The sequence below is a fragment of the Kitasatospora sp. NPDC004531 genome (assembly GCF_053602195.1).
This window is the reverse complement of the sequence record NZ_JBSGDD010000020.1, coordinates 46,353-70,366: the sequence shown is the minus strand read 5'-3', so window position 1 is coordinate 70,366 and position 24,014 is coordinate 46,353. Positions and strand designations below refer to the sequence as shown.

Annotated in this window: 18 protein-coding genes, 1 tRNA gene and 1 pseudogene; 8 read left to right on the top strand and 12 right to left on the bottom strand. The window is 72.7% G+C overall.

Translation table 11 applies throughout. The annotated features are described in order from the left end of the window. Nucleotides 1–119: 119 nt before the first annotated feature. The 4 genes from ACWEMJ_RS11910 to ACWEMJ_RS11895 form a co-directional block, all read right to left on the bottom strand. Entirely contained in the window at nt 120–1,376 is a 1,257-nt protein-coding gene (locus tag ACWEMJ_RS11910) for an MFS transporter (protein ID WP_452136864.1), read from the bottom strand. Between the two features lie 7 nt (nt 1,377–1,383). Further along, nucleotides 1,384–2,037 (bottom strand): pyridoxamine 5'-phosphate oxidase family protein, encoded by a 654-nt coding sequence (locus ACWEMJ_RS11905; RefSeq protein ID WP_452136863.1) that lies wholly within the window; start codon nt 2,035–2,037, stop codon nt 1,384–1,386. Nucleotides 2,038–2,223: 186 nt separating this feature from the next. Next, on the bottom strand, nt 2,224–5,163 hold the full coding sequence (locus ACWEMJ_RS11900) for a BTAD domain-containing putative transcriptional regulator (RefSeq protein WP_452136862.1): 2,940 nt from the start codon (nt 5,161–5,163) through the stop codon (nt 2,224–2,226). A 156-nt stretch (nt 5,164–5,319) separates the two neighbouring features. After that, entirely contained in the window at nt 5,320–6,606 is a 1,287-nt protein-coding gene (locus ACWEMJ_RS11895; protein WP_452136861.1) for a cytochrome P450, read from the bottom strand. Between the two features lie 202 nt (nt 6,607–6,808). Here ACWEMJ_RS11895 and ACWEMJ_RS11890 point away from each other — a divergent pair, with 202 nt between their 5' ends. Next, nucleotides 6,809–7,975, top strand: a complete 1,167-nt coding sequence (locus ACWEMJ_RS11890) for a damage-control phosphatase ARMT1 family protein (RefSeq protein ID WP_452136860.1) — start codon at nt 6,809–6,811, stop codon at nt 7,973–7,975. Between the two features lie 79 nt (nt 7,976–8,054). Here the strand turns inward: ACWEMJ_RS11890 and ACWEMJ_RS11885 are convergent. Continuing rightward, a tRNA-Gly gene (locus tag ACWEMJ_RS11885) sits at nt 8,055–8,128 on the bottom strand. Between the two features lie 438 nt (nt 8,129–8,566). On the opposite strand from ACWEMJ_RS11885, the gene dcd reads away from it, so the two are divergent. After that, on the top strand, nt 8,567–9,142 hold the full coding sequence (dcd, locus tag ACWEMJ_RS11880) for a dCTP deaminase (protein WP_452136859.1): 576 nt from the start codon (nt 8,567–8,569) through the stop codon (nt 9,140–9,142). A 78-nt stretch (nt 9,143–9,220) separates the two neighbouring features. Here the strand turns inward: dcd and ACWEMJ_RS11875 are convergent, their stop codons facing one another. The 5 genes and pseudogenes from ACWEMJ_RS11875 to ACWEMJ_RS11855 all read right to left on the bottom strand — a co-directional run bounded on the left by ACWEMJ_RS11875 (nt 9,221) and on the right by ACWEMJ_RS11855 (nt 16,007). Beyond that, on the bottom strand, nt 9,221–10,114 hold the full coding sequence (locus tag ACWEMJ_RS11875) for a metal-dependent hydrolase (protein WP_452136858.1): 894 nt from the start codon (nt 10,112–10,114) through the stop codon (nt 9,221–9,223). An 86-nt stretch (nt 10,115–10,200) separates the two neighbouring features. Beyond that, the gene (locus ACWEMJ_RS11870; RefSeq protein ID WP_452136857.1) at nt 10,201–11,115 is read right to left on the bottom strand and encodes a YIP1 family protein; all 915 of its coding nucleotides are present in this window, start codon (nt 11,113–11,115) and stop codon (nt 10,201–10,203) included. Between the two features lie 196 nt (nt 11,116–11,311). Then, nucleotides 11,312–12,385 (bottom strand): annotated as a pseudogene (locus ACWEMJ_RS11865) (sugar phosphate nucleotidyltransferase); the annotation flags it as partial. Between the two features lie 231 nt (nt 12,386–12,616). Beyond that, nucleotides 12,617–13,705, bottom strand: a complete 1,089-nt coding sequence (locus ACWEMJ_RS11860) for a LamG domain-containing protein (protein WP_452136856.1) — start codon at nt 13,703–13,705, stop codon at nt 12,617–12,619. 88 nt (nt 13,706–13,793) lie between these two features. After that, entirely contained in the window at nt 13,794–16,007 is a 2,214-nt protein-coding gene (locus ACWEMJ_RS11855) for a (Fe-S)-binding protein (RefSeq protein ID WP_452136855.1), read from the bottom strand. A gap of 305 nt (nt 16,008–16,312) precedes the next feature. On the opposite strand from ACWEMJ_RS11855, the gene dnaK reads away from it, so the two are divergent. The 5 genes from dnaK to ACWEMJ_RS11830 all read left to right on the top strand — a co-directional run bounded on the left by dnaK (nt 16,313) and on the right by ACWEMJ_RS11830 (nt 21,764). Next, complete coding sequence (gene dnaK, locus ACWEMJ_RS11850; RefSeq protein WP_452136854.1) at nt 16,313–18,160, top strand: molecular chaperone DnaK; 1,848 nt, start codon at nt 16,313–16,315, stop codon at nt 18,158–18,160. Further along, nucleotides 18,157–18,744 (top strand): nucleotide exchange factor GrpE, encoded by a 588-nt coding sequence (gene grpE / locus ACWEMJ_RS11845; protein WP_452136853.1) that lies wholly within the window; start codon nt 18,157–18,159, stop codon nt 18,742–18,744. The genes dnaK and grpE overlap by 4 nt, the downstream gene beginning before the upstream one ends. A 127-nt stretch (nt 18,745–18,871) precedes the next feature. Further along, nucleotides 18,872–20,023: a molecular chaperone DnaJ gene (dnaJ, locus tag ACWEMJ_RS11840; protein WP_452136852.1), complete on the top strand. Its 1,152-nt coding sequence runs from the start codon at nt 18,872–18,874 to the stop codon at nt 20,021–20,023. Nucleotides 20,024–20,030: 7 nt separating this feature from the next. Beyond that, nucleotides 20,031–20,552: a heat shock protein transcriptional repressor HspR gene (locus ACWEMJ_RS11835; protein ID WP_452136851.1), complete on the top strand. Its 522-nt coding sequence runs from the start codon at nt 20,031–20,033 to the stop codon at nt 20,550–20,552. A gap of 204 nt (nt 20,553–20,756) precedes the next feature. Continuing rightward, nucleotides 20,757–21,764 (top strand): helix-turn-helix domain-containing protein, encoded by a 1,008-nt coding sequence (locus ACWEMJ_RS11830; RefSeq protein ID WP_452136850.1) that lies wholly within the window; start codon nt 20,757–20,759, stop codon nt 21,762–21,764. A gap of 102 nt (nt 21,765–21,866) precedes the next feature. Here the strand turns inward: ACWEMJ_RS11830 and ACWEMJ_RS11825 are convergent, their stop codons facing one another. Continuing rightward, on the bottom strand, nt 21,867–22,028 hold the full coding sequence (locus ACWEMJ_RS11825; protein WP_452136849.1) for a hypothetical protein: 162 nt from the start codon (nt 22,026–22,028) through the stop codon (nt 21,867–21,869). A 346-nt stretch (nt 22,029–22,374) separates the two neighbouring features. On the opposite strand from ACWEMJ_RS11825, the gene ACWEMJ_RS11820 reads away from it, so the two are divergent. Continuing rightward, nucleotides 22,375–22,992, top strand: coding sequence for a hypothetical protein (locus tag ACWEMJ_RS11820; RefSeq protein ID WP_452136848.1), 618 nt, complete (start codon nt 22,375–22,377; stop codon nt 22,990–22,992). A gap of 7 nt (nt 22,993–22,999) precedes the next feature. On the opposite strand, the gene ACWEMJ_RS11815 is transcribed toward ACWEMJ_RS11820, so the two are convergent. Then, a complete protein-coding gene (locus tag ACWEMJ_RS11815) occupies nt 23,000–23,980 on the bottom strand; it encodes a LuxR C-terminal-related transcriptional regulator (RefSeq protein WP_452136847.1) in 981 nt (326 codons plus the stop codon). Nucleotides 23,981–24,014: the final 34 nt, after the last annotated feature.

Genomic DNA, 24,014 nt, shown 5'->3' with positions numbered 1-24,014 from the left:
GGTGCGGGCGCCACGTGCGGGAAGCTTCACCCCTTCTCCGCACAGTTGATCACAGGATCGGCGCGCTCCTCCCCCCACTTTTTCCCCGACTTCTCCCCCGGTTCCCGCCCTCCGCCGCGTCAGTCCCGGGCGGGCGCCCGGCCGAGGGTGCGGATCGGGCGGGCCGCCAGCAGCGCGGCGGCGGTGAGGGTGGAGACGACCAGCCCGACCAGCAGGACGGGCGTGGTGCCGAAGGCGTGCGTGGCGGGCCCGGCCAGCGCGGAGCCCAGCGGGTAGAGGCCCACCGACCCGGCCACCTCGTACGCGTGGACCCGGTTGAGCACCTCGCCGGGCACCTGGGTCTGCACGCTGGTGGCCCACATGACGCCCCAGATCCCGATGCCCGCGCCGACCAGCGCCTGGGTGGCGGCCAGCAGCCAGACCGGGGCGTCCAGGACCAGCGCCAGCGGGTACAGCGGGTAGGCGAACATCGCGACCGCGCCGGCCGCCAGCGGACGGGCGGGCTTGTAGCGGATGGCGATCAGCCCGCCGGCCACGGTGCCCGCCCCGAGCGCGCAGTTGACCAGGCCGAACGCGGTGGCCCCGTGCCGGGGGACGATCAGCCCTGCGGCGAGGGAGAGTTGCGGGCCCCAGGCGAGGACGGCGTAGAACATCCAGATCAGGATCACGCCCCACAGCCAGCGGCGTGCCCGGAACTCCTGCCAGCCGACCACCAGGTTGCGCCACAGCCCGTCCCCGGCCGGCGGCGCGGGCACCTTGCCGAGGCGCAGCGCGAACAGGCAGCTCGCGCTGGTCGCGTAGGCGAGGGCGGAGATCGCCATCACCCATCCCGTGGAGCCGAAGCCGACCAGTACTCCGGCCAGCGCGGGCCCGCCCAGGCCGGTGATCGCCTCCGAGGTGCGCAGCACCCCGTTGGCGCCCTGCACGTCCCGGGCGACCAGCGGCACGGTGGACGAAGCCCCGGGCTGGAACAGCGCGTTGGCGGTGCCGGCCACCGCGAGCAGCGCGTACAGCTGCCACAGCCGGTCGACGCCGTGCAGGAAGAGGACGGCGAGCAGGACGTGCGCGGTGAGGTTGGCCAGGTCGGCGACGATCATCATCCGCCGGGCGGTGAACCGGTCGGCGAGCACCCCGCCGAACAGCACCAGCCCCGCGAACGGCCCGACCAGGAAGGCCATCGCGTAGCCGGCGGTGTCCAGCCCGTGGCCGCCGCCGACCAGGCCGGCCGAGACGGCGACCGGGAGCATCGCCCAGCTGAGCAGGCCGGCGCTGCGAGCGGTGAACCAGTACCGGAAGTTGCGGGACCAGATCGCCGGTCCGGCGTCGGCGGGCCGGCCGGGGGCCGGCGCGGGGGCGACGGCGAGATGTTCGGACACGGGTGGTTCAGTCCTTCGGGTCGTGGCGGGCGGCGGCGAGTTCGGCGCGCAGCGCGGCGTTCTCCGCCTGCAGTCGGGCGAGCCGCTCGCGGACGGGCGCGAGTGCGTGGTCGAGTTCGGCTTCGCTGAAGCGCGGGGTGATGTGGTTGGGGCAGTTCCAGGCGAAGGCCTCCACCCGGACGGTGACCACCTGCTCGATCCGGCCGTCGGTGCGCGGCGATTCGAGCCGGGCGACCAACTCCGGGTGCCGGTCGGCGGGGACGGCGCTCGCCCGGCCGAACAGCTTGAGCCGGGCCTGCCGCCCGTGGTCGAGGAAGAACAGCGAGACCCGGTCGTCGGCGCGCAGGTTTCCGCTGGTCAGGTACTGCCGGTTGCCGCGGACGTCCAGGTAGCCGAGGGTGTGCGCGTCCAGCACGTGGACGAAGCCCGGCGGCCCGCCCCGGTACTGCAGGTACGGCCAGCCGTTCTCGTTGACGGTGCCGATCAGGAAGCCGTCGAGGCTGCGGACGAACGCGGCCGCCGCGTCGCTGAGCGGCTCGGGCCCGCCGGGCGGCTCCCCGCCGGGGTCGCGCAGCCGTCGGCCGGCCGCGGCGGCGCTGCCGAACTCCTGCTGGACGCGGCGCACCGAGGGGGTGGCGGCCAGTTGGTCGTAGCGGCTCATGCGGGTTCCGGGGGCAGCGGCACGGTGTCACCTCGGGGTGTCGGCGCGGGCGGTGCGCCCACCGTACGGAGCCCGCCGGTAGGCGTTCCGGTAGCCGGACCAGAGCCGGCGCCACCGCGCCGACCTGCGACGACGGCTGTCTGCCGGGCCGAACCGGCAGAACGCCGGAAGTGGCGGAACTGCCGCTCAGCGCAGCCGCGTCACGCCCATCGCCCGGGACAGCCGCAGCGCCTCCCGCCAGTGCCCGACCGCCGCCCCGGGCGCGCCGAGCGCGGACTGCGCGCGGCCGAGCGCCAGCAGCGCCCGCACCTCGCCCGGCAGGTGCCCGGTCTCCCGCTGCACGGCGAGTGCCCGATACCCGCTGTCCAATGCCTCCAGCGACCGTCCCAACCAGACGAGTGCGCAGGTCAGCGCGGTGAGTGCGTTGCCTTCGAGGATGCGGAAACCCGCCGCGCGGGCGAGTTGGAGAGCGCTTTCCAACTGCTCGGCGGCGGCCTGCGGATCGGTCTCGGTACGGGTGGCGGCGAGGCCGATCAGGGCGACCACCCGGGGGTGGCGGTCGTCGGAGGCCTCGGCCAGCCGCAGCGCCTCCCGGTACCCGGCGGCCGCGTCGGCGCGGCGGTGCGCGCGCTCCTGGGCGGCGGCCAGCGCGAGCCGGGCGTTCGCCTCCAGCGCGGGATGGCGCAGCGAACGTGCGACGCCGATCGCGGCCCGGGCCGACAACCGCCCGCCGGCCGGGTCGCCGAGGTCGGTGCGCGCGCCGGAGAGGCAGCTCAGCGCCACCGCCTCGCTGAACGCGTTGCCGGTGCTCCGGTGCACCGGCAGCGTCGCGTCGAGCAGCCGGACCGCCTCGGCGGGGCGGCCCAGCGCCCGGCGCACCACGGCCAGATTGGTGCGGGCGATGGCTTCCTCGGCGACCGCCCCGCGCTCCCGATGCAGCCCGGCGGCCCGGGTGAAGTGCTCGGCGGCCTGCTGGAGCCGGCCGAGCTTCCCGCAGATCAGCCCCAGGACGGTGAGGTCGTCGGGGTGCCCGGCATCCGGCGTCGGCGCGAACTGCCGTGCGAACGACGGGAGTTCACTGGCACCGGCCGCGCATTCCGCCGCGGCCCCGGCACCCGTCGGGTACCGGTCGCACAGCCGCTGCCGCGCCTTGTCCGCCTCCTGGCACCCCGCCAACTCCCGGGCGTGCAGCCGCAGCAGCCCCGGCAGCCCGTACCGCCCGGCCGGCCGCTCGCGCAGCAGGTGGGCGTCGGCGAGGGTCCGCAGCAGGGCGGCGGTCTCCACCGGATCGGCGTCCGCCAGCGCGGCCGCGCCCTCGACGGTGGTGTCCGGCCCGGGGAGCAGCCCGAGCAGCCGGTACAGCCGCCGGGCCGGGACGGGCAGCGCCCGGTACGAGAGGTCGAAGGCGGCCCGGACGGTCGAACGCGCATCGCCCTCGACCCGCAGCAGATCGAGCAGGTCCTCGCCGCCCGGCCGGGCGCAGTGCTCGGCGATCGTGCCGCCGCGCGCCACCAGTGCGGCCCCGGCGGCCCGAACCGCCAGCGGCAGGCCGTCGCAGAGCTCCACCAGCCGCCGCGCGGCATCCGGCTCGGCGGCGACCCGGCACCCGCCGACGACGCTGCCGAGCAGTTCACCGGCCTCCGCCGGCCCGAGCCCGTCCAGGGTGAGGCTGCGGGCGCCCTCCCCCGCGACCAGGCCCGTCAGCCGCCGGCGCGCGGTCACCACCACCGCGCACCCGCCCGCCCCCGGCAGCAGCGGCCGCACCTGCTCGGCGTCCCGGGCGTTGTCCAGCACGACCAGCACCCGCCGCCCGGCCAGCAGCGTCCGGTACAGCGCGGCGGCCTCGTCCTGCTCACCGGGCAGCCGGTCCGGCGCCGTGCCGAGCGCCCGCAGGAACCGGGCGAGCACCTCGACCGGCCGCAACGCCGGCTGCGCGGAGTGCCCGCGCAGGTCGACGTACAGCTGCCCGTCCGGGAAGTGCTCGCGCCGCAGCTGCGACCAGTGCACGGCCAGCGCGGTCTTCCCGACCCCGGGCGGGCCGGCCAGCACGGCCAGTCGCGGCTGCGGGCCCGGGGCCACCAGCGCGTCCAGCGCCCGGAGTTCGGCGCGGCGGCCGACGAACGGCCCGCTCCCGGCCGGCAGCTGCGCCGGCCCGCCGACCGGTGCTCCCGGCGCGAGTTGACGGCGCAGCACCCGCAGGTGGGCCTCGTCGACCTCCGGGCCCGGCGCGATGCCGAGCTCCTCGTCGAGACGCTCGCGCAGCCGGTGGAACACCTCCAGCGCGGCGGCCTGTTCGCCGTCACCGGCCAGCGCCAGGATCAGCCGGGCGTGCAGCCCCTCGTGCAGCGGCTCGGCGTGCACCAGCTCCCACAGCGGGGCCACCGCGTCGGCGGGCCGCCGCCGCAGCATGGCCGTGTCGGCGTGCAGCAGCGCGGCCCGGATCCGCCGCTCACCCGCCGCGACGGCCGCCGGGTGCCGCCGCAGCGCGGGGTCGGCGTCCGCCAGCACCGGGCCGCGCCACCAGCGCAGCGCCCGTGCCAGCGTCTCCTGCAGGGCGGCCGGGTCGGGCGCGTGGTGCGTGCACACGGTGCGGGCCAGCAGCGCGTCGAACCGGCCGAGGTCGGTGTCCTGCGGCGCGGCCGTCAGCCGGTAGCCGACGGGGGTGCGGGCGACCCCGTCGCCGCCGAGCAGGCGGCGGACCCGGCCCAGGTAGGTGTGCACCAGGCTCTGCCCCGACCGGGGCGGCCCGTCCGGCCACAGCGCGTCGGTGATCTCCGCCGAGGTGGCGGGCTCGGGGTGCTTGAGCGCCAGCAGGCCCAGCAGCCGCCGCACCGTCGGACCGGTGACCGGGACGACCCCGCCGGCACGGCGCACCTCCAACGGCCCGAGCAGCAGCAGGTGCGGCCCCTCCTGCGCCGGCTCCGCGAGTTCCCGCACCTCCTGCTCGGTCAGTGCGAGCGCCTCGGCCAACTGCCGGACCGTCCCCGCCCGGGGATGCCGCACCCGGCCCTGTTCGAGGTCGCGCAGCGCCCGGGCGCTGAGCCCGGCCCGCTCGGCGACGGCCTGCTGACTGAGCCCCGCCCGGCGACGCGCCGCCCGCAGCCGCTCCCCGAACACCGCGCCCACCGTGGCACCCCCTCCTCGGACCCGACGCACAGTGTGTCCGCGCCACCCACCCCGGGCAAGGGAGGGACTGCCCGGCCCGCCGAACGCCCGGCCCGCCGACCGCCGTTCAGCTCCCGGCCGCTCAGCTCCCCGGCCGCTCAGCCCGCCGGCCACCGCTCAGCCCGTCAGCCAGGCGAGGAACTGGCTCCAGCGCCCCGGCTTCCCGGCGGGCGCCTCGCGGGGCCGCTCCCCCGCCACCGGCCCGCGCGCCTCCTGGACGGCCGCCGGTCGCCGCGGCGCGAACCGACCCGGCAGCGCGACCGGCGCACGGTTGAACGGCCCCGGCCGCCAGCTCAACGACCTTTCCGGCACAGCCAGTTCGAGATCGGGCAGCTGCTGGAACAGGTTGTCCAGCGCCGCCATGGTGATGTGCAGCGCCGGGTCCTTGGACGGGCAGGCGTGCGGCCCCGCGCTCCACGACAGGTAGGCGCGGCTGCCCGCCTGCCGCTGCGCGACCAGCTCCGGACCGGTGTTGGCGGCCACGAAACTCACCAGCACCAGATCCCCCGCCCGCACCCGCTGCCCGCCCAGGGTCACGTCCGTCGTCGGGTAGTGCGGCGCCAGGTTGGTGATCGGCGGGTTGTCCCACAGCGTGTCGTCGATCGCCTCGTCGGTGAGGCCGCCGCCCTTCGTGTAGGCCTCGTCGGTCAGCCGCCGGTGCAGCGTGTTGCCGATCAGGTTGCCCAGCGGCTCCGCGCCCGCCCCCAGCAGCAGGGCCAGCTGGTGCACCATCTCCTCGTCGCTCAGCCGTTCGTGATGCGCCATCAGCCAGGACGTCACGTCGTCGCCGGGTCGCTCCCGCTTCAGCGCGACCAGCTCGCCCACCGCGCCGAACAGCACCTGGGCGGCCTGCTCGGCGTTCACCCCGTCGAACATCCCCGAGATGCCGAACAGCACCCGGTCCCCGATCTCCGCCGGGCACCCGAACAGGTCGTTGAACACGAACAGCGGCACCTGCCTGGCGTACTCCGCCAGCAGGTCCACCGACCCCTGCTCCGCGAACCGCGAGATCAGGAAGTCGGACACCTGCCGCGTGGTCCGCGCCAACCGCCGCGGCTCGACGCGCGCCATGCTGTCCGTCACCGCCCGCCGCAGCCGCAGGTGCTCGGCCCCGTCGGTGAACATGCAGTTCGGCCGCGGCCCCAGCAGCGGCAGCACCGGGCTGTCCGCCGGCACCCGCCCCTCGTTCAGCGCCCGCCACCGCCGCGGGTCCTTCCGGAACGTCCCCGGATCCTGCAACAGCCGCAGCGCCACCGCGTAGTCGGTCACCAGCACCGCCTCCACCCCCGGCGCCAACTCCACCGGAGCCGCCGCCCCGAACCGCCGCAGCCGCGCGTAGTACCCCTGCGGATCCCCCGCGAACCCGTCCCCGTACAACGCCACCCGCCCACCGAAAGCCCCCACGGCCCCTCCTCCCACCTCGGTCGGGCGCGAATGCTACCCGCGCACCGGCCGTCGCCCCGAAGCGGAACTCGCCTTTCCGGCCGATGTCCTGACGCTCCGTCGGCGAGATCGGGCATGTCCGTACGGGCCTCGCCCCGGGCGGACGGAGCATCATTGCTCCGCAGGTCGACACTGCCGAAGCCACCCCGGAGACGAGCACGCCATGGAACCCGCACCCCTGATCCGCAGCGACACCCCCGGGTCGTTCCCGTGGAGCGTGTTCCACGAGCGCCACCCGAAGCTCATCCGGCAGGTCGTCGACGCGCTGCCGTACGAACCCGGGCAACGCGCCGCGCTGGAGCGCCTGTTGACGGAGAGCACCAGCGGCGTCCTGGAGCCGCCGACGGCCGACGCCCACGACCGCGAGCAGTGGCTGGAGTGGGGGCGGGGGCTGTGGGGGCGGCCCTGGGGCGAGGCGCCGTTCCTGTGGGCGGAGAGCTGGTTCTACCGCAGGCTGCTCGACGCCACCGGCTACTTCGGACCCGGCGCCTGGCAGGGCATCGACCCCTTCGGCCCGTTCAAGCACGCGGAACTGGCCTCGGCCGCGGTGGACGGGGAACTGGCCGCCCTCGACGAGCTCGCCGAACTGCCGGCCGCCCGGCGGGCGCAGGCGCTGCTGTCCTCCGCGCTGTGGGGCAACCGCGCGGACCTCGGCTTCCGGATCACGGCCGGTGCGGTCGAGCCGGCCGCCACCGACCTGGTCGTCGACGAAAGCGCCCTGCTGCGGGCCGCGTGGGAACGCGCCGAGGACGGGCGGGTCTGCCTGGTCGCGGACAACTCCGGCCGCGAGCTGCTGCCGGACCTCGTGCTGATCGACCACCTCCTGCACCGCACCCCGGTGGCCCGCGTCGACCTCTACGTGAAGCCCCAGCCGTACTACGTGTCCGACGCCACCACGGCCGACGTCCTCGCCACGGTCGCACGCCTGCGCACCGCGCCCGCGGCCGCCGCCGAAGCGACCGGCCGGCGGCTGTGGCACGCGATGAACAGCGGCGCCCTCACCGTCCGCACCCACCCGTTCTTCTGCGCACCGCTACCGTTCGCCGACCTGCCCGCCGACCTCCGGGCCGAGTTCACCGGCGCCGCCATGACGATCCTCAAGGGCGACCTCAACTACCGCCGCCTGGTCGGCGACCGACTCCACCCGGCCACCACCCCCTTCGCCGCCGCAGCCGCCCACTTCCCGACCCCCGTCGCCGCCCTGCGCACCCTGAAGTCCGACGTCCTGGTCGGCGCCGACCCCAGCACCCTGGAACGCCTCGACAGTTCGGGCACCCCCTGGCGAACCGACGGCCGCCACGCCGTCGTCCAGGTCCACGCCCGGACGTAGCCCGGCGGTGGTCGCCGTCGCCGCAGAACAGCGCCGACAACGCGAAAGCCCCAGGCCATCTGGCCTGGGGCTTTACTGCTGGAGCGGGCGACGAGAATCGAACTCGCGCTCTAAGCTTGGGAAGCTCATGTTCTACCATTAAACTACGCCCGCAGCTGACGAACCGTCAGGGACGGATCGATCAAGCACCACTGTACCCCATCGGGCGGGGTGGGAGTGCGGGGTTCCCGGTGGCGGCGTGCCTGGTGGGGTGGTGTCCGGTTGGTCCCCTAATGTGACGCTGTTGGCGGAGCGGTGGGAAGGGAACCGATGGAGCGGCGCACTGTGGTTCGTTGTGCGGAGGGGCATCTGTTCGGTACGGCGGCGTTTCCGATGCGGCAGTTGCAGGCGGGGCGGCTGGGGCCGGGGCGGCTGCTGCGGTGCCCGCGGTGCGGGCGGCTGCGCAATTCGGTGCCGGCGGACGTGTCGGAGCTCTCGGCGGCCCAACTGGGGCGCGGCGCGCGGCTGTAGGCGCCCGGGGCGGCGATCGGGGCAGGTCCGCCGGGCGGACGCTTTTGGGCGGCCCGCCCGGTGGCACGTACCCTCGGTGGCGTGCTGCTCTCTGACAACGACATCCGTAGCGAGATCGACAAGGGTCGGGTCGTCATCGACCCGTTCGAGCCGTCGATGGTCCAGCCGTCGAGCATCGACGTCCGCCTCGACCGGTTCTTCCGGGTCTTCGAGAACCACCGCTACCCGCACATCGACCCCTCCGAGGAGCAGCCGGACCTGACCCGGCTGGTGGAGCCGGACGGCGACGACGCGTTCATCCTGCACCCGGGCGAGTTCGTGCTGGCGTCCACCTACGAGGTGATCACGCTGCCGAACGACGTGGCGTCGCGCCTGGAGGGCAAGTCCAGCCTGGGCCGGCTCGGTCTGCTGACGCACTCGACGGCGGGCTTCATCGACCCGGGTTTCAGCGGTCACGTGACGCTGGAGCTGTCGAACGTGGCGACGCTGCCGATCAAGCTGTACCCGGGGATGAAGATCGGCCAGCTGTGCCTGTTCCGGCTGTCCTCGCCGGCCGAGCACCCGTACGGCTCGGAGCGCTACGGCTCGCGGTACCAGGGCCAGCGCGGTCCGACGCCGTCCCGGTCGTTCCAGAACTTCCACCGCACCCAGGTCTGAGCCGCTCCAGCAGAGCAGTTGGACGACCGGAGGGCCGGTCCCGCGACGCGGGGCCGGCCCTCTTCTGTGCGTGGTGGGTCAGGCGCGCTTCGGGCTGGTCCGGGCGACCAGCTCGGTGCCGTCCGCGGAGAGCGTCAACTCGGTGCGGAGTTCGGCGAGTTCGCCGAGGTGGTGGAGGTGGGTGCCGCCGCAGGGGATCTCCGCGGCGCCCTCCGGGAGTTCGGCGTGCCAGCGGCGGCGGGCGGTGAGCTCGGGGCCGGGGACGTCGATCCGGACGGCCGCGTCGGCGGCGACCCAGGCGGCCAGCCGGGCGTTGACGTCCGCGGTGAGGGCGGGCAGCGCGTCGGCGAGCGCGGGCAGCTCCTCGGTGGCGTCGACGGTGAAGCCCTTCTTCTTCAGCGACTTGCCGATCCGGTAGGTGTCGGTGCTGGCTTCGGTGTCCATCACCGAGGTGTCCATGGCGAGGCTGTCGAAGTCCGGGTTGCCGAAGGCGTCGGCGCGGCCCGGGTCCTTGCGCCAGCGCGGGGCGAGCGCGGCGTTCAGGGCGAGCGCCAGCAGGTGGCAGCCGGTGTGCGCGGCGGACAGCAGCGCGCGGCGCTCGGCGTCGACGGCGAGTTCGGCGGTGCGTCCGACGGCCTCGGGGCCGAGCGCGCCGGCCGGCAGCACGTGCAGCACCAGCCAGGACCACTCCTCGTCGCCGCGCCGGACCGGGATGTCCGCGCCGGCCGCGAACTCGCCGGCCGGGCCGTGGCCGCCGGTCAGGCAGTCCACGACGGGGTGCGCGGCGCCGTCGACGGTGAGGGTGCCGAGGTCGGCGGGCTGGTCGGGCCAGGTGTGGTCGACCGGGTGGAACGGGGTGGCCTCGGTGACCACGGCGGTGCGGCCGTCCGGCAGGGTGTGCACGGCGAGGATCGGCGAGGTGCCGGTCACCGCCCCGGCCGGGAAGCTGACGTGGGTGGTGGGCAGGCTCATGCGCGGGCTCCGGACGGGATCTGAGGGTGGGCCGAACACCCCACCCTACAAAAATCCCACCATCCGGACGGCCGCGCGTGCGGACCTCAGCCCAGCGTGGGCAGCTTGATCAGCACCAGCAGCGCGATCAGCTGCACCGCCGCCGCCCCGGCCGCCTTGCCCCAGGGCAGGTCGTGGATCCGCCGCACCAGGATGGTCAGCAGCGCCGCGCAGCCCACCCAGCTCGCCCAGCCGACCGCCTGCACCACCAGGTTGTCCGCGGGCAGGAACAGCGCGAGCAGCAGGCGCGGGGCGTCGGTGGTCCAGCTGACCAGTACGGCCAGGCCGATCGTCGACTGCCACGGGCCGTCGCCGCCGAACTGCCTGGCCAGCGCGTAGGTGACGGCGCTGAGGATGCCGCCGGCCACGGTGAAGCCGATCGCGGAGCCGGCGATGGCCCACAGGGCGACCGCGAAGGTGGAGTGCACCACCTGGTCGTAGGTGCTGTCGAGGGCGAACACCGCGAGCACGCCGTACAGCAGCGACACGCACAGCGCGGGCAGCCACACCTGGTGGTCGCGCATCCGGTCGAAGGTGGCGCTGGGGCGGCGGTAGATCCCGGCGAGCAGGTCCCGCCAGGGCAGTCGGGGGCCGCCGAGGTGCGGTGCGGCCTGGCCGCCGGCCCGGTAGACGGCGACGTTGTCCTCGGCCGGGTAGCCGCCCCGGTCGTACTGCTGCTGCCCGTACGGCTCGCCGTAGGGCTCCTGGTACGGCTCGTACGGGGCGTCGTACGGCTGCTCGCCGTAGGGCTGCTCGCCGACCGCGAAGGCCCTGGTGTGACCGGGCTGGTCGCCGTAGCGGTCACCGGGGTGCGGGGCGGGATGTCCGGGCGTCGGCGCGGTGAAGTACTCGGGGGCCCCGGTGGGCTCGCCGTGGTACGGGCCGCCCTGCGGGGTGCCGGGTGCCGTCCAGGGGTGTCGGGGGTCGGCGCCCCGTCCGTCGTCGTGTCGATTGCCAGCCACGCCTCGACGGTACCCGCAAGGGCTGACCCGCCGTCGGGTGATCATGGCGGCGGGACCCGATTGCAGCCGTCCTGTGACGCGCCCGCGCGGCCGCGTCACAGGACAGGAGGGTCGAAGGAGGTCAGCCGATGACGCTGGTGCCGGGCGCGTGCACCGCGGCGGCGTTGCTCAGGCCGGCCTCGCAGCCGCCGGGGCCGGCGGACAGGCGGACGGCGCCGATCGGCAGACGGGTGCCGCAGGCGATCCGCAAGCCGTTGGAGAGCTCGTTCTCGGCCTCCAGGGCGGCCCCGTCGCCGATCACCACGCCGTCCAGCGAGCAGCGCTCACCGATCTCGGCGAAGGCGCCGACGATGGAGTCCTTGACGTACGCGCCGGCCTTGATCTTCGCGCCCTGGAGCACCACGCTGCCCTCGACGATGGCGCCGGCGGCGATCTCGGCGTCCGCGGAGACCACGGTGCCGGAGCCGAGCACGGCGGCCGGGTCGACGTGCGAGCCGGCCAGCAGCAGGGCCTCGCCGGTGGGGCCGGGGACGGCCGGGGAGTCGACCTTGCCGAGCACCAGGTCGGCGGAGCCGCGGACGAACGCGGCGGGGGTGCCGAGGTCCAGCCAGTACGAGGTGTCGACGACGCCGCGCAGCAGGGCGCCGGTGGCGAGCAGCTCGGGGAAGGTCTCGCGCTCGACGGAGACCTCGCGGCCGGCCGGGATGCGGTCGATCACCGAGCGGGTGAAGACGTAGCAGCCGGCGTTGATCTGGTCGGTGACGATCTGCTCGGGGGTCTCGGGCTTCTCCAGGAAGGCGAGCACCCGGCCGCTCTCGTCGGTCGGGACCAGACCGAAGGCGCGCGGGTCGGCCACCCGGGTGAGGTGCAGGGTGACGTCGGCGCCGGAGGCGGTGTGCTCGTCGCGCAGGCCGGCGATGTCCAGGCCGGACAGGATGTCGCCGTTGAAGATCAGCACCGGCTCGTCGGGGCCGCAGGTCAGGCCGGCCGCGGCGTTGCGGATGGCGCCGCCGGTGCCCAGCGGCTCGTCCTCGGTGAGGTAGACCAGTTCGAGGCCGTAGGGGCTGCCGTCCTTGAAGTGGTCGACGAAGACATCGGCCAGGTAGGAGGTGGCGAGCACGACGCGGGTGACACCGGCGGCGGCGGCACGGGCCAGCTGGTGGGCGATGAACGGGACACCGGCCACGGGCAGCATGGGCTTCGGCGTGTGCGTGGTCAACGGGCGCAGCCGGGTGCCCTTGCCGCCGACCAACATGATCGCCTCGGTCATGTCCTATCTCCCCTGGTCAGATTCCGGCGGCCCGGCTCGACAGGGTCCGGTGCGCTCGCTCGGTGACTGTGTCGGGCCAGCATCAGGTGGCCTCCGACGGAACCGGCTATTTCCCGGTCCCGCCGCATACTCTATTTGCTCGAACAGCGTGTCAAACCCACTCCCCCTGTCGGGCAGCTGTGCGGAAGGCGGCCGGTGCGGGGCAGGTCGGGCCATTCCGAGCGGCCGTGCCTAGGGCAACAACCAGGAGCGTTCGGCCGCCGTCCCGGCGTCGGCGCCGCCCGATCCGTTGAGTCGGCCGACGGCGGTGGCGGGCAGTGCCTGGTCCCACACCTGCACGTTGGAGACGGCGCCGTCCCAGAAGTCGCTCCAGGTGTTCTTGTAGCGCACCCGGCCGAGTTGGAGGCCGCCGGTGGTCTGCCAGACGCCCTTGACCGCGGTGGTCTGCTGGAGCACGCCGTCGACGTACAGCGTGATCTTCTTGGCGTCCGCGTCGTAGACGCCGGTGAGCAGCGTCCACCGGCCGGTGGTGGCGGCCCCGGCGGCGGTGGAGAAGGCCTGGTAGGTGGTGTTGTCCTGGGCCCCGGCGGCGGTCTGCACCTTGAACACCCACTGGTTGTGGGTGCCCCAGTCGTCGCGGCCCAGGTAGAAGGAGTAATAGCTGTCGCTGCCCTGGGTGACCACGGCGCGGCCGCCGGCCGGGGCGTTGTTGCGGACCATCGCGGAGACGGTGAAGGACCGGGAGGTGTCGACCACCGGGCTGCCGCTGTCCGCCCAGCCGTCGCTGCTGCCGTGCAGGGTCAGGGTGGGTCCGTTGTGGCCGGCGGTGGCGCCGATCGCCGCGCCGCCGCCGAGGCTCATCCCGGGCAGCGTGGCGGCGTTCGCCCCGCCGGCGGAGCTGGGCTTGGCGCTGCTGCGGGCGGAGGCCGAGCCGGAGGGCTGCGCGGAGCCGGACGCCGAGGGCGAGGCCGAGGCCGACGCGGACGCGGACGCGGAGGCCGACGCCGGATCGGACGGGCCGGGCGCTCCGGTGGGCGCGTCGGGGGCGGGGCCGTCGGGCTGGGCGGTGGGTGCGGGCGCGGCCGAGTTCCCGGACGGGTCGGACGGGCCGGACAGCGCGACCGCGGTGGCGACGGCGCCGCCGATCAGGGCCACCCCGAGCGCTCCGGCGCCGATCCGCAGCCGCAGCCGGCGGCGCCGGTGCTCGCGTTCGTTGGCCTCGGCGAGCGCCGCCCAGTCGGGCGCCGCACTGGTCACCGCGGGCAGTTGGTACGGCCCGCCGCCGGGGCCGCCGGGCCCCGGTATTCCCCCGTCAGTCATGCGGCAGATGCTAGGTCATCGGTGATCACCCGGAAACGCCCGGACCCCGGAGCCGCAGCGGGCGTCCGGGGTCCGGGGAGCGGGGCTGTCAGGCCTCGACCGGCTCCGCGTCGGCGGCGGGGACGGCCTTGACCGAGTCCAGCAGCAGCTGGGCGACGTCCACGACCTTCAGGTGCTCCTTGGCGGCGCCCTCGTTCTTCTTGCCGTTGACCGAGTCGGAGAGCATCACCAGGCAGAACGGGCAGGCGGTGGAGACGATGTCCGGGTTGAGGGACAGCGCCTCGTCCACGCGCTCGGTGTTGATGCGCTTGCCGATCCGCTCCTCCATCCACATCCGCGCGCCGCCGGCGCCGCAGCAGAAGCCGCGCTCCTTGTGGCGGTGCATCTCCTGCTGGCGCAGGCCCGGGACCTTGTCCATGATCTCGCGCGGCGGGCTGTAGACCTTGTTGTGGCGGCCCAGGTAGCACGGGTCGTGGTAGGTGATCAGGCCTTCCACCGGGTTGACCGGCAGCAGCTTGCCCTCGTCGATCAGGTGCTGCAGCAGCTGGGTGTGGTGGATGACCTCGAAGTGCCCGCCGAGCTGCGGGTACTCGTTGGCGATGGTGTTGAAGCAGTGCGGGCAGGTGGCGACGATCCGCTTGGTCGGCGCGTCCTCCAGCGCGGCGTTCAGGGTCTCGACGTTCTGCGCGCCGAGCATCTGGAACAGGAACTCGTTGCCGAGGCGGCGCGGGGAGTCACCGGTGCAGGTCTCCTCCTTGCCGAGGATCGCGAACTTGACGCCCGCGGTGTGCAGCAGCTCGGCGAAGGCCTTGGTGGTCTTCTTCGCCCGGTCCTCCAGGGCGCCGGCGCAGCCGACCCAGTACAGGTACTCGACCTCGGCGGGGTCGATGTCCTCGCCGATCACCGGCACCTCGATGCCGGTCTCCTTCTTCAGCTCCTTGACCCAGTCCAGGCGCGCCTTGGTGGCCAGGCCCCACGGGTTGCCCTTGTTCTCCAGGTTCTTGAGCATCGTCCCGGCCTCGGTCGGGAAGTTGCTCTCGATCATCACCTGGTAGCGGCGCATGTCGACGATGTGGTCGATGTGCTCGATGTCGACCGGGCACTGCTCGACGCAGGCGCCGCAGGTGGTGCAGGACCACAGCACGTCCGGGTCGATGACGCCGCCCTCCTCGGCGGTGCCGATCAGCGGGCGCTCGGCCTCGGCGAGGGCTTCCGCGGACACCCCGGCGAGCTGCTCGCTCGACGCCTTCTCCTCGCCCTCCATGTCCTTGCCGCCACCGGCGAGCAGGTAGGGGGCCTTGGCGAAGGCGTGCTCGCGCAGGCTCATGATCAGCAGCTTGGGCGACAGCGGCTTGCCGGTGTTCCAGGCGGGGCACTGCGACTGGCAGCGGCCGCACTCGGTGCAGGTGGAGAAGTCGAGGATGCCCTTCCAGGAGAAGTGCTCGACCTGGGAGACGCCGAACACCGCGTCGTCGGCCGGGTCCTCGAAGTCGATCGGGGCGCCGTCGCTGGTCATCGGGCGCAGGGCGCCCAGCGCGGTGCCGCCGTCCTCCTCGCGCTTGAAGTAGATGTTGAAGAAGCCCAGGAAGCGGTGCCAGGCGACACCCATCGACGGGTTGATGCCGATGGTGGTGGCCCACGCGAACGAGATGACGATCTTCAGCATCGCGAACAGGTAGATCAGGTTGACCAGGGTGCCGTGGTCGGTGCCCTCGAACGCGGCGACGATCGGGTACGAGACCAGGTACGTCGGGTCGTAGGAGGTGATCCCTTCGAGGGCGCCCTCCAGGCCGCGCAGCATCATGATGCACAGGCCGATGCCGAGGATCGTGTACTCGACGTAGAACGCCTGCCAGGCGATCGAGCCGGCGAACCGGGACTTGCGGCCGGCCCGGGACGGCAGGCTGAGCAGGCGGATCACCATCAGGGTGAGGATGCCCAGCGTGGTCAGGGTGCCGATCAGCTCGACGAAGACGTTCCACACCAGCCAGTGGCCGATGACCGGCAGCACGAACTCGGCGTCGAAGAGCTGGCCGAAGGCGTTGACCAGGGTGAGCACCAGCGAGAAGAAGCCCACCGCGACGAACCAGTGGGCGACGCCCACCACGCCCCAGCGGTTCATCCGGGTGTGGCCGAGGAACTCCTTGGCCACGGTGGCCACGCGCTGCGCGGGCTGCCCGAATCGGGTGCTGTCGGCGGAGCCGGTGCGCACCACCTTGTAGATGTACAGCGCCGCCCGGGCGGCGAGCGCGGTGCCGATCACAAAGGTGACCAGCGAGATGACGATCGCTGCTAGCTGCATCGGCTCTCCGTCTCCAGCGGCTATGGTCCGAATCCTGCCCAGAGTGTACTGGTGGGTAACTTTCCGGGTCGACGCGCCGGACATTACCGCGCGTTAACACCCCGCCAGAAGATGTTCAAGGTATGGCGGCAGTCACTAAGTCCCGGACCCACCCGTTCGGAGTACCCGGGAGCCCGCTCGCGAGCCGGCGGCGACATAAGCGCTCAGTAAAGTTGAGCGCCACGGACTCAAAGCTGTTGACGCCTCCCGGTCCGTCGTGCATCCTTGAGCCTGTACTGCTCAACTTCTCCCCGGAGGTATTCACGATGGCACGCGCGGTCGGCATCGACCTCGGTACGACGAACTCCGTCGTCAGTGTTCTTGAGGGCGGTGAGCCCACGGTCATCACCAACGCCGAGGGCGCTCGGACCACGCCGTCCGTCGTCGCCTTCGCCAAGAACGGCGAGGTGCTCGTCGGCGAGGTCGCCAAGCGCCAGGCGGTCACCAACGTCGACCGGACCATCCGCTCGGTCAAGCGCCACATGGGCACCGACTGGAAGATCGGCATCGACGGCAAGGACTTCACGCCGCAGCAGATCTCCGCCTTCGTCCTGCAGAAGCTCAAGCGGGACGCCGAGGCCTACCTGGGCGAGACGGTCACCGACGCCGTCATCACCGTCCCGGCCTACTTCAACGACTCCGAGCGCCAGGCCACCAAGGAGGCCGGCGAGATCGCGGGCCTGAACGTCCTGCGCATCGTCAACGAGCCGACCGCCGCCGCCCTGGCCTACGGCCTGGACAAGGACGACCAGACCATCCTGGTCTTCGACCTCGGTGGCGGCACCTTCGACGTCTCCCTGCTGGAGATCGGCGACGGCGTGGTCGAGGTCAAGGCCACCAACGGCGACAACCACCTCGGCGGCGACGACTGGGACCAGCGCGTCGTCGACCACCTGGTGAAGGTCTTCCAGGCCGGCCACGGCGTCGACCTGTCCAAGGACAAGATGGCCCTGCAGCGTCTGCGCGAGGCCGCCGAGAAGGCCAAGATCGAGCTGTCCTCCTCCTCGGAGACCTCGATCAACCTGCCCTACATCACGGCCTCCGCCGAGGGCCCGCTGCACCTGGACGAGAAGCTCACCCGGGCCCAGTTCCAGCAGCTCACCTCGGACCTGCTGGACCGCTGCAAGGTCCCGTTCCACAACGTCATCAAGGACGCCGGCATCCAGCTGTCCGAGATCGACCACGTGGTCCTGGTCGGCGGCTCGACCCGCATGCCGGCCGTCGCCGAGCTCGTCAAGGAGCTGACCGGCGGCAAGGACGCCAACAAGGGCGTCAACCCGGACGAGGTCGTCGCCATCGGCGCCTCCCTGCAGGCCGGTGTGCTGAAGGGCGAGGTCAAGGACGTCCTGCTGCTCGACGTCACCCCGCTGTCCCTGGGCATCGAGACCAAGGGCGGCATCATGACGAAGCTCATCGAGCGCAACACCACGATCCCGACCAAGCGCTCCGAGATCTTCACCACCGCCGAGGACAACCAGCCCTCCGTGCAGATCCAGGTCTACCAGGGCGAGCGCGAGATCGCGGCGTACAACAAGAAGCTCGGTATGTTCGAGCTGACCGGCCTGCCGCCGGCCCCCCGCGGCCTGCCGCAGATCGAGGTCACCTTCGACATCGACGCCAACGGCATCATGCACGTGGCCGCGAAGGACCTCGGCACCGGCAAGGAGCAGAAGATGACCGTCACCGGCGGCTCCTCGCTGCCGAAGGACGAGGTCAACCGCATGCGCGAGGAGGCCGAGCGCTACGCGGAGGAGGACACCAAGCGCCGCGAGGCCGTGGAGACCCGCAACCAGGGCGAGCAGCTCGTCTACTCGACCGAGAAGTTCATCGCCGACAACGCCGACAAGCTCCCGGCCGACGTCAAGACCGAGGTCGAGACCGCCATCGGCGAGCTCAAGGAAACCCTCAAGGGCGAGGACATCGCGGCCATCCGCACCGCCACCGAGAAGGTCTCCACCACCGCCCAGAAGCTCGGCGCGGCGCTGTACGCCCAGGCCGACGGCGCGGGCGCGGCCACCGGTGCGGCCGGTGCCGGCGAGGCCGGCGCCAAGGACGACGACGTGGTCGACGCCGAGATCGTCGACGACGAGAAGCCCAAGGGCGGTGCGGCATGACGGAGAAGCCGCAGGGCGAGCAGCCCGGCGACGACTCCGCCGCCGAGGAAGCCGTGCTGAAGGCCGCCGAAGAGGCCGTCTCGGGCGCGGGCGCCGACGAGCTGGCCGCCGCCAAGCGCGAGGCCGGCGAGCGCACCGCCGACCTGCAGCGCCTCCAGGCGGAGTACCAGAACTACCGCAAGCGGGTCGAGCGCGACCGGGCCACCGTCCGGGAGATCGCGGTCTCCAACATCGTGGAGTCGCTGATCCCGGTGCTGGACGACATCGGCCGCGCCCGCGAGCACGGCGAGGTGACGGGCGGCTTCAAGTCCGTCGCCGAGTCGCTGGAGACGGTCGTCGCCAAGCTCGGGCTGCAGCAGTTCGGCAAGGAGGGCGAGCCCTTCGACCCGACCATCCACGAGGCGCTGATGCACAGCTACTCGTCGGACGTCACGGAGGACACCTGCGTGCAGATCCTCCAGCCCGGGTACCGGATCGGCGAGCGGATCATCCGCCCGGCGATGGTCGCGGTCGCGGAGCCCCAGCCGGGCACCCAGACCACCGGTGAGCCGGACGACAAGGCCGACGGCTCGTCCGACAGCTGAGTAGAGTCCCCGTGCGCTGCGGAGTCGTACGTCGTCCAGTACGACGGCCGGCTCCGCAGCGCCGTACACGGGCGCTGCACCGCAGCGCCCATCGCAACAGGATTACGGGAGGTGGCGGTCAAAGGCCATGAGCGCTAAGGACTACGTGGAGAAGGACTACTACAAGGTCCTCGGCGTGCCCAAGGACGCCACCGCCGCCGAGATCAAGAAGACGTACCGCAAGCTGGCGCGCGAGTTCCATCCGGACGCCAACAAGGGTGACGCCAAGGCCGAGGAGCGGTTCAAGGACATCTCCGAGGCGTACGACGTGCTCTCGGACGAGAAGCGCCGCAAGGAGTACGACGAGGCGCGCTCGCTGTTCGCCGGCGGCGGCTTCCGGGCCGGCGGGCCGGGCGGGGCCGGCGGCTTCGACTTCGGCGACCTGTTCAGCGGCGGAGCGGGCGGCGCCGGCGGCGGCGGGCTCGGCGACGTGTTCGGCGGCCTGTTCAACCGCGGCGGCCGGCAGACCGCGCAGCCGCGCCGCGGGGCGGACGTCGAGACCGAGGTCACCCTGAACTTCGAGGAGGCCGTGGACGGCGCGACGGTGCCGCTGCGGATGACCTCCCAGGCCGCCTGCCGGGCCTGCGCCGGCACCGGCGCGAAGACCGGCACCACCCCCCGGGTCTGCCCGACCTGCGTCGGCGCGGGCACCGTCAGCCGCGGCCAGGGCGCGTTCGCGCTGTCCGAGCCGTGCCGGGACTGCAAGGGCCGCGGCATGATCGTCGACGACCCGTGCACCGTCTGCCACGGCAGCGGCCGGGCCGCCTCGGCCCGCACCATGCAGGTTCGCATCCCGGCGGGCGTGCAGGACAGCCAGCGCATTCGGCTCAAGGGCAAGGGCGCCCAGGGCGAGCGCGGCGGCCAGCCCGGCGACCTCTACGTCACCGTGCACGTCGACCCGCACCCGGTGTTCGGACGCAAGGGTGACAACCTCACCGTGACGGTGCCGGTCAGCTTCCCCGAGGCCGCGCTCGGCGGCACCATCGAGGTGCCGACCCTGAACGGACCGGCCGTGAAGCTCAAGCTACCCCCGGGCAGCTCCAACGGGCTGACCATGCGGGCCCGCGGCAAGGGCGCCACCCGCAAGGACGGCACCCGCGGCGACCTGCTGGTCACCGTCGAGGTCGCCGTGCCCAAAGTCGTCACCGGCGACGCACTGAGCGCACTGGAGCAGTATCGCGAGGCCACCGCCTCGGACGACCCGCGAGCCGCCCTGTTCAAGGCGGCGGAGGGAGCGTGAGATCCCGATGAGTCCCCACCCGGACAGCCCGCACCACAACGACGGACGGATCGGCGCCGGCATCGGCGAGGGCCTGCCCGGCGGCGGCCGCGCCCGTCCCGCCGGCCCGCCGAGCTACGTCCTGACCGAGGACACCCCGGTCTACGTCATCTCGGTCGCCGCCGAGCTCTCCGGTCTGCACCCGCAGACGCTGCGCCAGTACGACCGGCTCGGCCTGGTCTGCCCGGACCGGACGGCCGGGCGCGGCCGCCGGTACTCCGCGCGGGACATCCAGCAGCTGCGCGAGGTGCAGCGGCTGTCCCAGGACGAGGGCATCAATCTGGCCGGAATCAAGCGGATCATCGAACTGGAGAACCAGGTCGCCGCGCTGCAGTCCCGGGTCTCCGAACTGGTCGACGCCCTGGAGGGCGCCGCCGCCACGCTCCAGCAGCGGGAGGCCGCCGTGCACGCCTCCTACCGCCGCGACCTGGTGCCCTACCAGCAGGTCCAGCAGTCCAGCGCCCTGGTGGTCTGGCGCCCCAAGCGCTGAAGCCGACCCTCCGGTCTCCGACCGCCGGCACCCCGGTCCGACAAGGGGTGCCGGCGGTTCGCGGTTCCGTGAGAGAGTTCCCCTGGGTCGAATCCGGAGGGTCGGACCGGGCTGCCCCTCCAGCTCTTCGACAAAAGACTTGCCGCCTGGAATCCTGACCAGGAGGATCCCCGGTGTGATCGAAGCGACGGCGAGGAGCCGCAAATGAGTGGAAAGGCTCCATTCGGCTCCGTGGCGGCGGGGACGACCACGGTCCTGACCGCGGACGCCCGTGACCTGTACCTGAAGGTGGTCCGGGCCGGCGGGCAGCACCCGCAATCGACCGCCGACCCGGTGGAAGCCGCGGCATTGGCCGAACTCGTCGGACTCGGACTGCTGGTTCCGGACACCACCGAGGCCGGACATCTGATCGCAGTCGACCCGACCCAGCTCGCCGCCGGTTTGGCAAATACCTGGCAACGACAGGCTTTGGACCTGCTCTCCCGGACGATTTCCCTGCCGACCGAATTCCACGACCTTTTCCAGGCGTACCACTCGCCCGCCGACCCCGGCGGCTCGATCGAGTACGTCCGCGGGAAGGTGCTCATCAATCAGAAGATCCAGCAGTACGTCGATTCCGGAATGAAGGAAGCGCTCGCTCTCCAGCCCGGCGGCCCCCGCCCGCCGGAATTGCTGGATGCCACCTTCGAGCGTGATCTCGCCAGCCTGAACCGCGGCACCACGATGCGCACCATCTATCACGCGAGCACCCGCTACCATCAGCCCACTCGCGATTACGTCGCCAAGCTGACCAAGGCCGGCGGGCAGTACCGCACGCTCGACGAACCGTACGGTCGGCTGATCGTGCTCGACCGCCGCCTCGCCGTCATTCCGGTGGGCGACGACATGGGCCTGGCGGCGTTCATCCACGAACCGGCCATCGCCGCCTACCTCACGGACGCCGTTTTCGAACCGAGTTGGAACCGGGCGCTCACCTTCGACGGCGATCGCGCCGTACCCCAACAGGTGGTGTCACGGCTGCGCCAGACCATCATCGACCTGCTGCTGGCGGGTACGAACCACCGCGTCATAGCGCGACGGCTCGGCATCAGCGAACGGACGCTGGCCCGTCATATCGCGGAAATGCGGGAGGACTACAACGTCGACTCCCTCTTCCAGCTCGGTTACGTACTCGCCCAGGCGTCGGCCGCCTCCCAGCCCCCGGGCGAGTGACCGGGAGTATCCCCGGCCTCGTGGTCATCCCGGCATCCGTCCGGCCCTATCGGCCGCCGGACTCGGTCCCCTGTCCGGGACGCCACAAGCGCACCGCTTGACTCAGGCCCAGCCGATGTCCAGAGCGGAAGCCGCCGTGGACGCCTTCGCGACGGCGCCGTTTTCCGTCGCCGTTCCCGTGTTGGAACCGCTGAGCGCGACACCGGCCAGAACCGCCGCACCAACTGCCAGCGGAATCAGTGTCTTCCGGACAAAACGCCTCATGCGAGACATGCAACCTCCCCTGTCCCCGTTCTTGTCGTTGAACCGAATTCAAGGCTCAATCGGCACCAATAGTGCCGCAGTTCGCTCAACTCCGCCAAGGGGCCAGGCTGACCCGGTGCGTCATCTCGCTGCCAGGCAGCCACATGCCACCGGACAACCCTGGACGCAACCGCAGGTCACGATGGACGATCAGTTCGCTCTCAATGGGCCGGCAAGCCGACCACACTTGCCAATGCACCATCAATTTCCAGTTCAACAATCACCCCAAGCCTTCAGCTTGAGCAGCCACTGACCACACCGCCGCCGGCACTCGATCATCCGGACGGCCTGTCCCCGGAGCTGACAGATGAGAGAGTCCGAACTGCAGCACCAGACGTCCGCGAGCAGCGAAGGGCGGCGCGCACGGGTCTTCCTCGCCGCGCCCCTGATGCGGCTCACCGGGCCGGCGGACAGCGTGGTGACGCTGGCCAGCCGCACCAGGCTGACCACCCTGCGGAGCACGCTGCTGCGCAGCGGGGCCGCGGTGTACAGCGCTCACCACAGCGACGCCTGGACGGTGGCCGGGAAGGCGCCGGAGCAGCGGGTGCCCTCCGACTTCCGGGCGATGCAGAGCGCCGACCTGGTGTTCGCGTACGTCGGCGCCCCGCTGTCGGCCGGCGTCAGCCTGGAGCTGGGCTGGGCCTCGGCGCTGCGCAAGCCGATCGTGATGCTGGTCGACGAGGCGATCACGCACAACCCGCTGATCGCCACCATCGAGCAGGTCTCCCCCGTGCTGCCACTGGTCTTCGACGACACCTGGTCGCAGGAGGCGCTGCACCACACCGTGGAGACCGCGCTGGACTGGGCGGGCATGGCGCTGTCGCTGCGCAGCGGCTTCTGGACCGCGCCGGGCGAGCAGTTCCCGCGCACCCGCCGCGAGCCCAGCGCGTTCGGCTTCTGGTCGCCGGAGATCGCCACCGGCTGACGCCGGGTCAGTCGGCCGCGGGCGCTTCGGACGCCCGCATCTGCCAGCCGAGTTGGAACAGCGTCTCCGCGTCGTGCAGTTCGCGCAGGCGGGAGATGTGGCCGGCCACGGTCCGTTCCGACAGGCTCAGGCGGGAGGCGATGCACCGCTGGGTGAGGCCCTGGGCGAGCAGTCGGCCGACCTGCTCGTGGACCGGGACGACGCTCTCGCCCTCGCGGTCGGCCGACCGCCAGCGGACCCGTTCGGCACGCTCCCAGTCCCGTTCGAAGGCGGCGACCAGGAACGAGACCACCGCCGGGTCCTCCACCACCGCCGCGCTGGAGTTGTCGGCCGAGGCCGGGACGACGGCGATCCGGCGGTCGAAGATCGTCATCCGGCTGAACGGCTCGCTCAGCGTGCGGAACCGGCCGCCCCAGCCGGTGACGGCCTCCGCCCAGCGCACGGTGGCCTCGTCCAGCAGCGCGGACGGCTCGTAGACGGTGTGCAGCACCGCGCCGCCGGTCAGGAAGCAGCGGACGCGTTCCAGCGAGTCGGCCTGCAGGTCGCCCGGCGCCACCCCGCCGGGCTGCAGGGCGAGCACCTCCTCGGCCGCGCCGCTCTCCAACTCCCGTACGCGCTCCCGGATCCGGTCGGTGCGGTCGATGTGCTGCACCACGCTGGAGCGGTCGGCGCGGCGCGGGGTGGCGTCGTAGGCGTGGGTGAGGTCCTCCAGCAGGGTCGGCATCTCCTCGGCGCGCAGCAGCATCCGGGTGCCCTCGGCGCGGAGTTCGGCGCTGATCCGGTCGCCGACCAGGCGCGGGTTGACGGCGGTCAGCGACTGCTCGGCCGCGTCGTGCACCAGCAGCCCGAGCTCCATCAGCCGCAGCACGCCGGCCGGGTCCTGCTCGACCGCCTCGCGGAAGGCCACCCGTCCGCCCTGGTCCAGGATCTGCTGGTAGAGCCGCCGTTCGGGCTCGGTCGGCAGGGCGGCTCCGTTCGACTCGCTCATGGGTTCCACTCCTTCCGGGCCGCGCCGGAGCGGT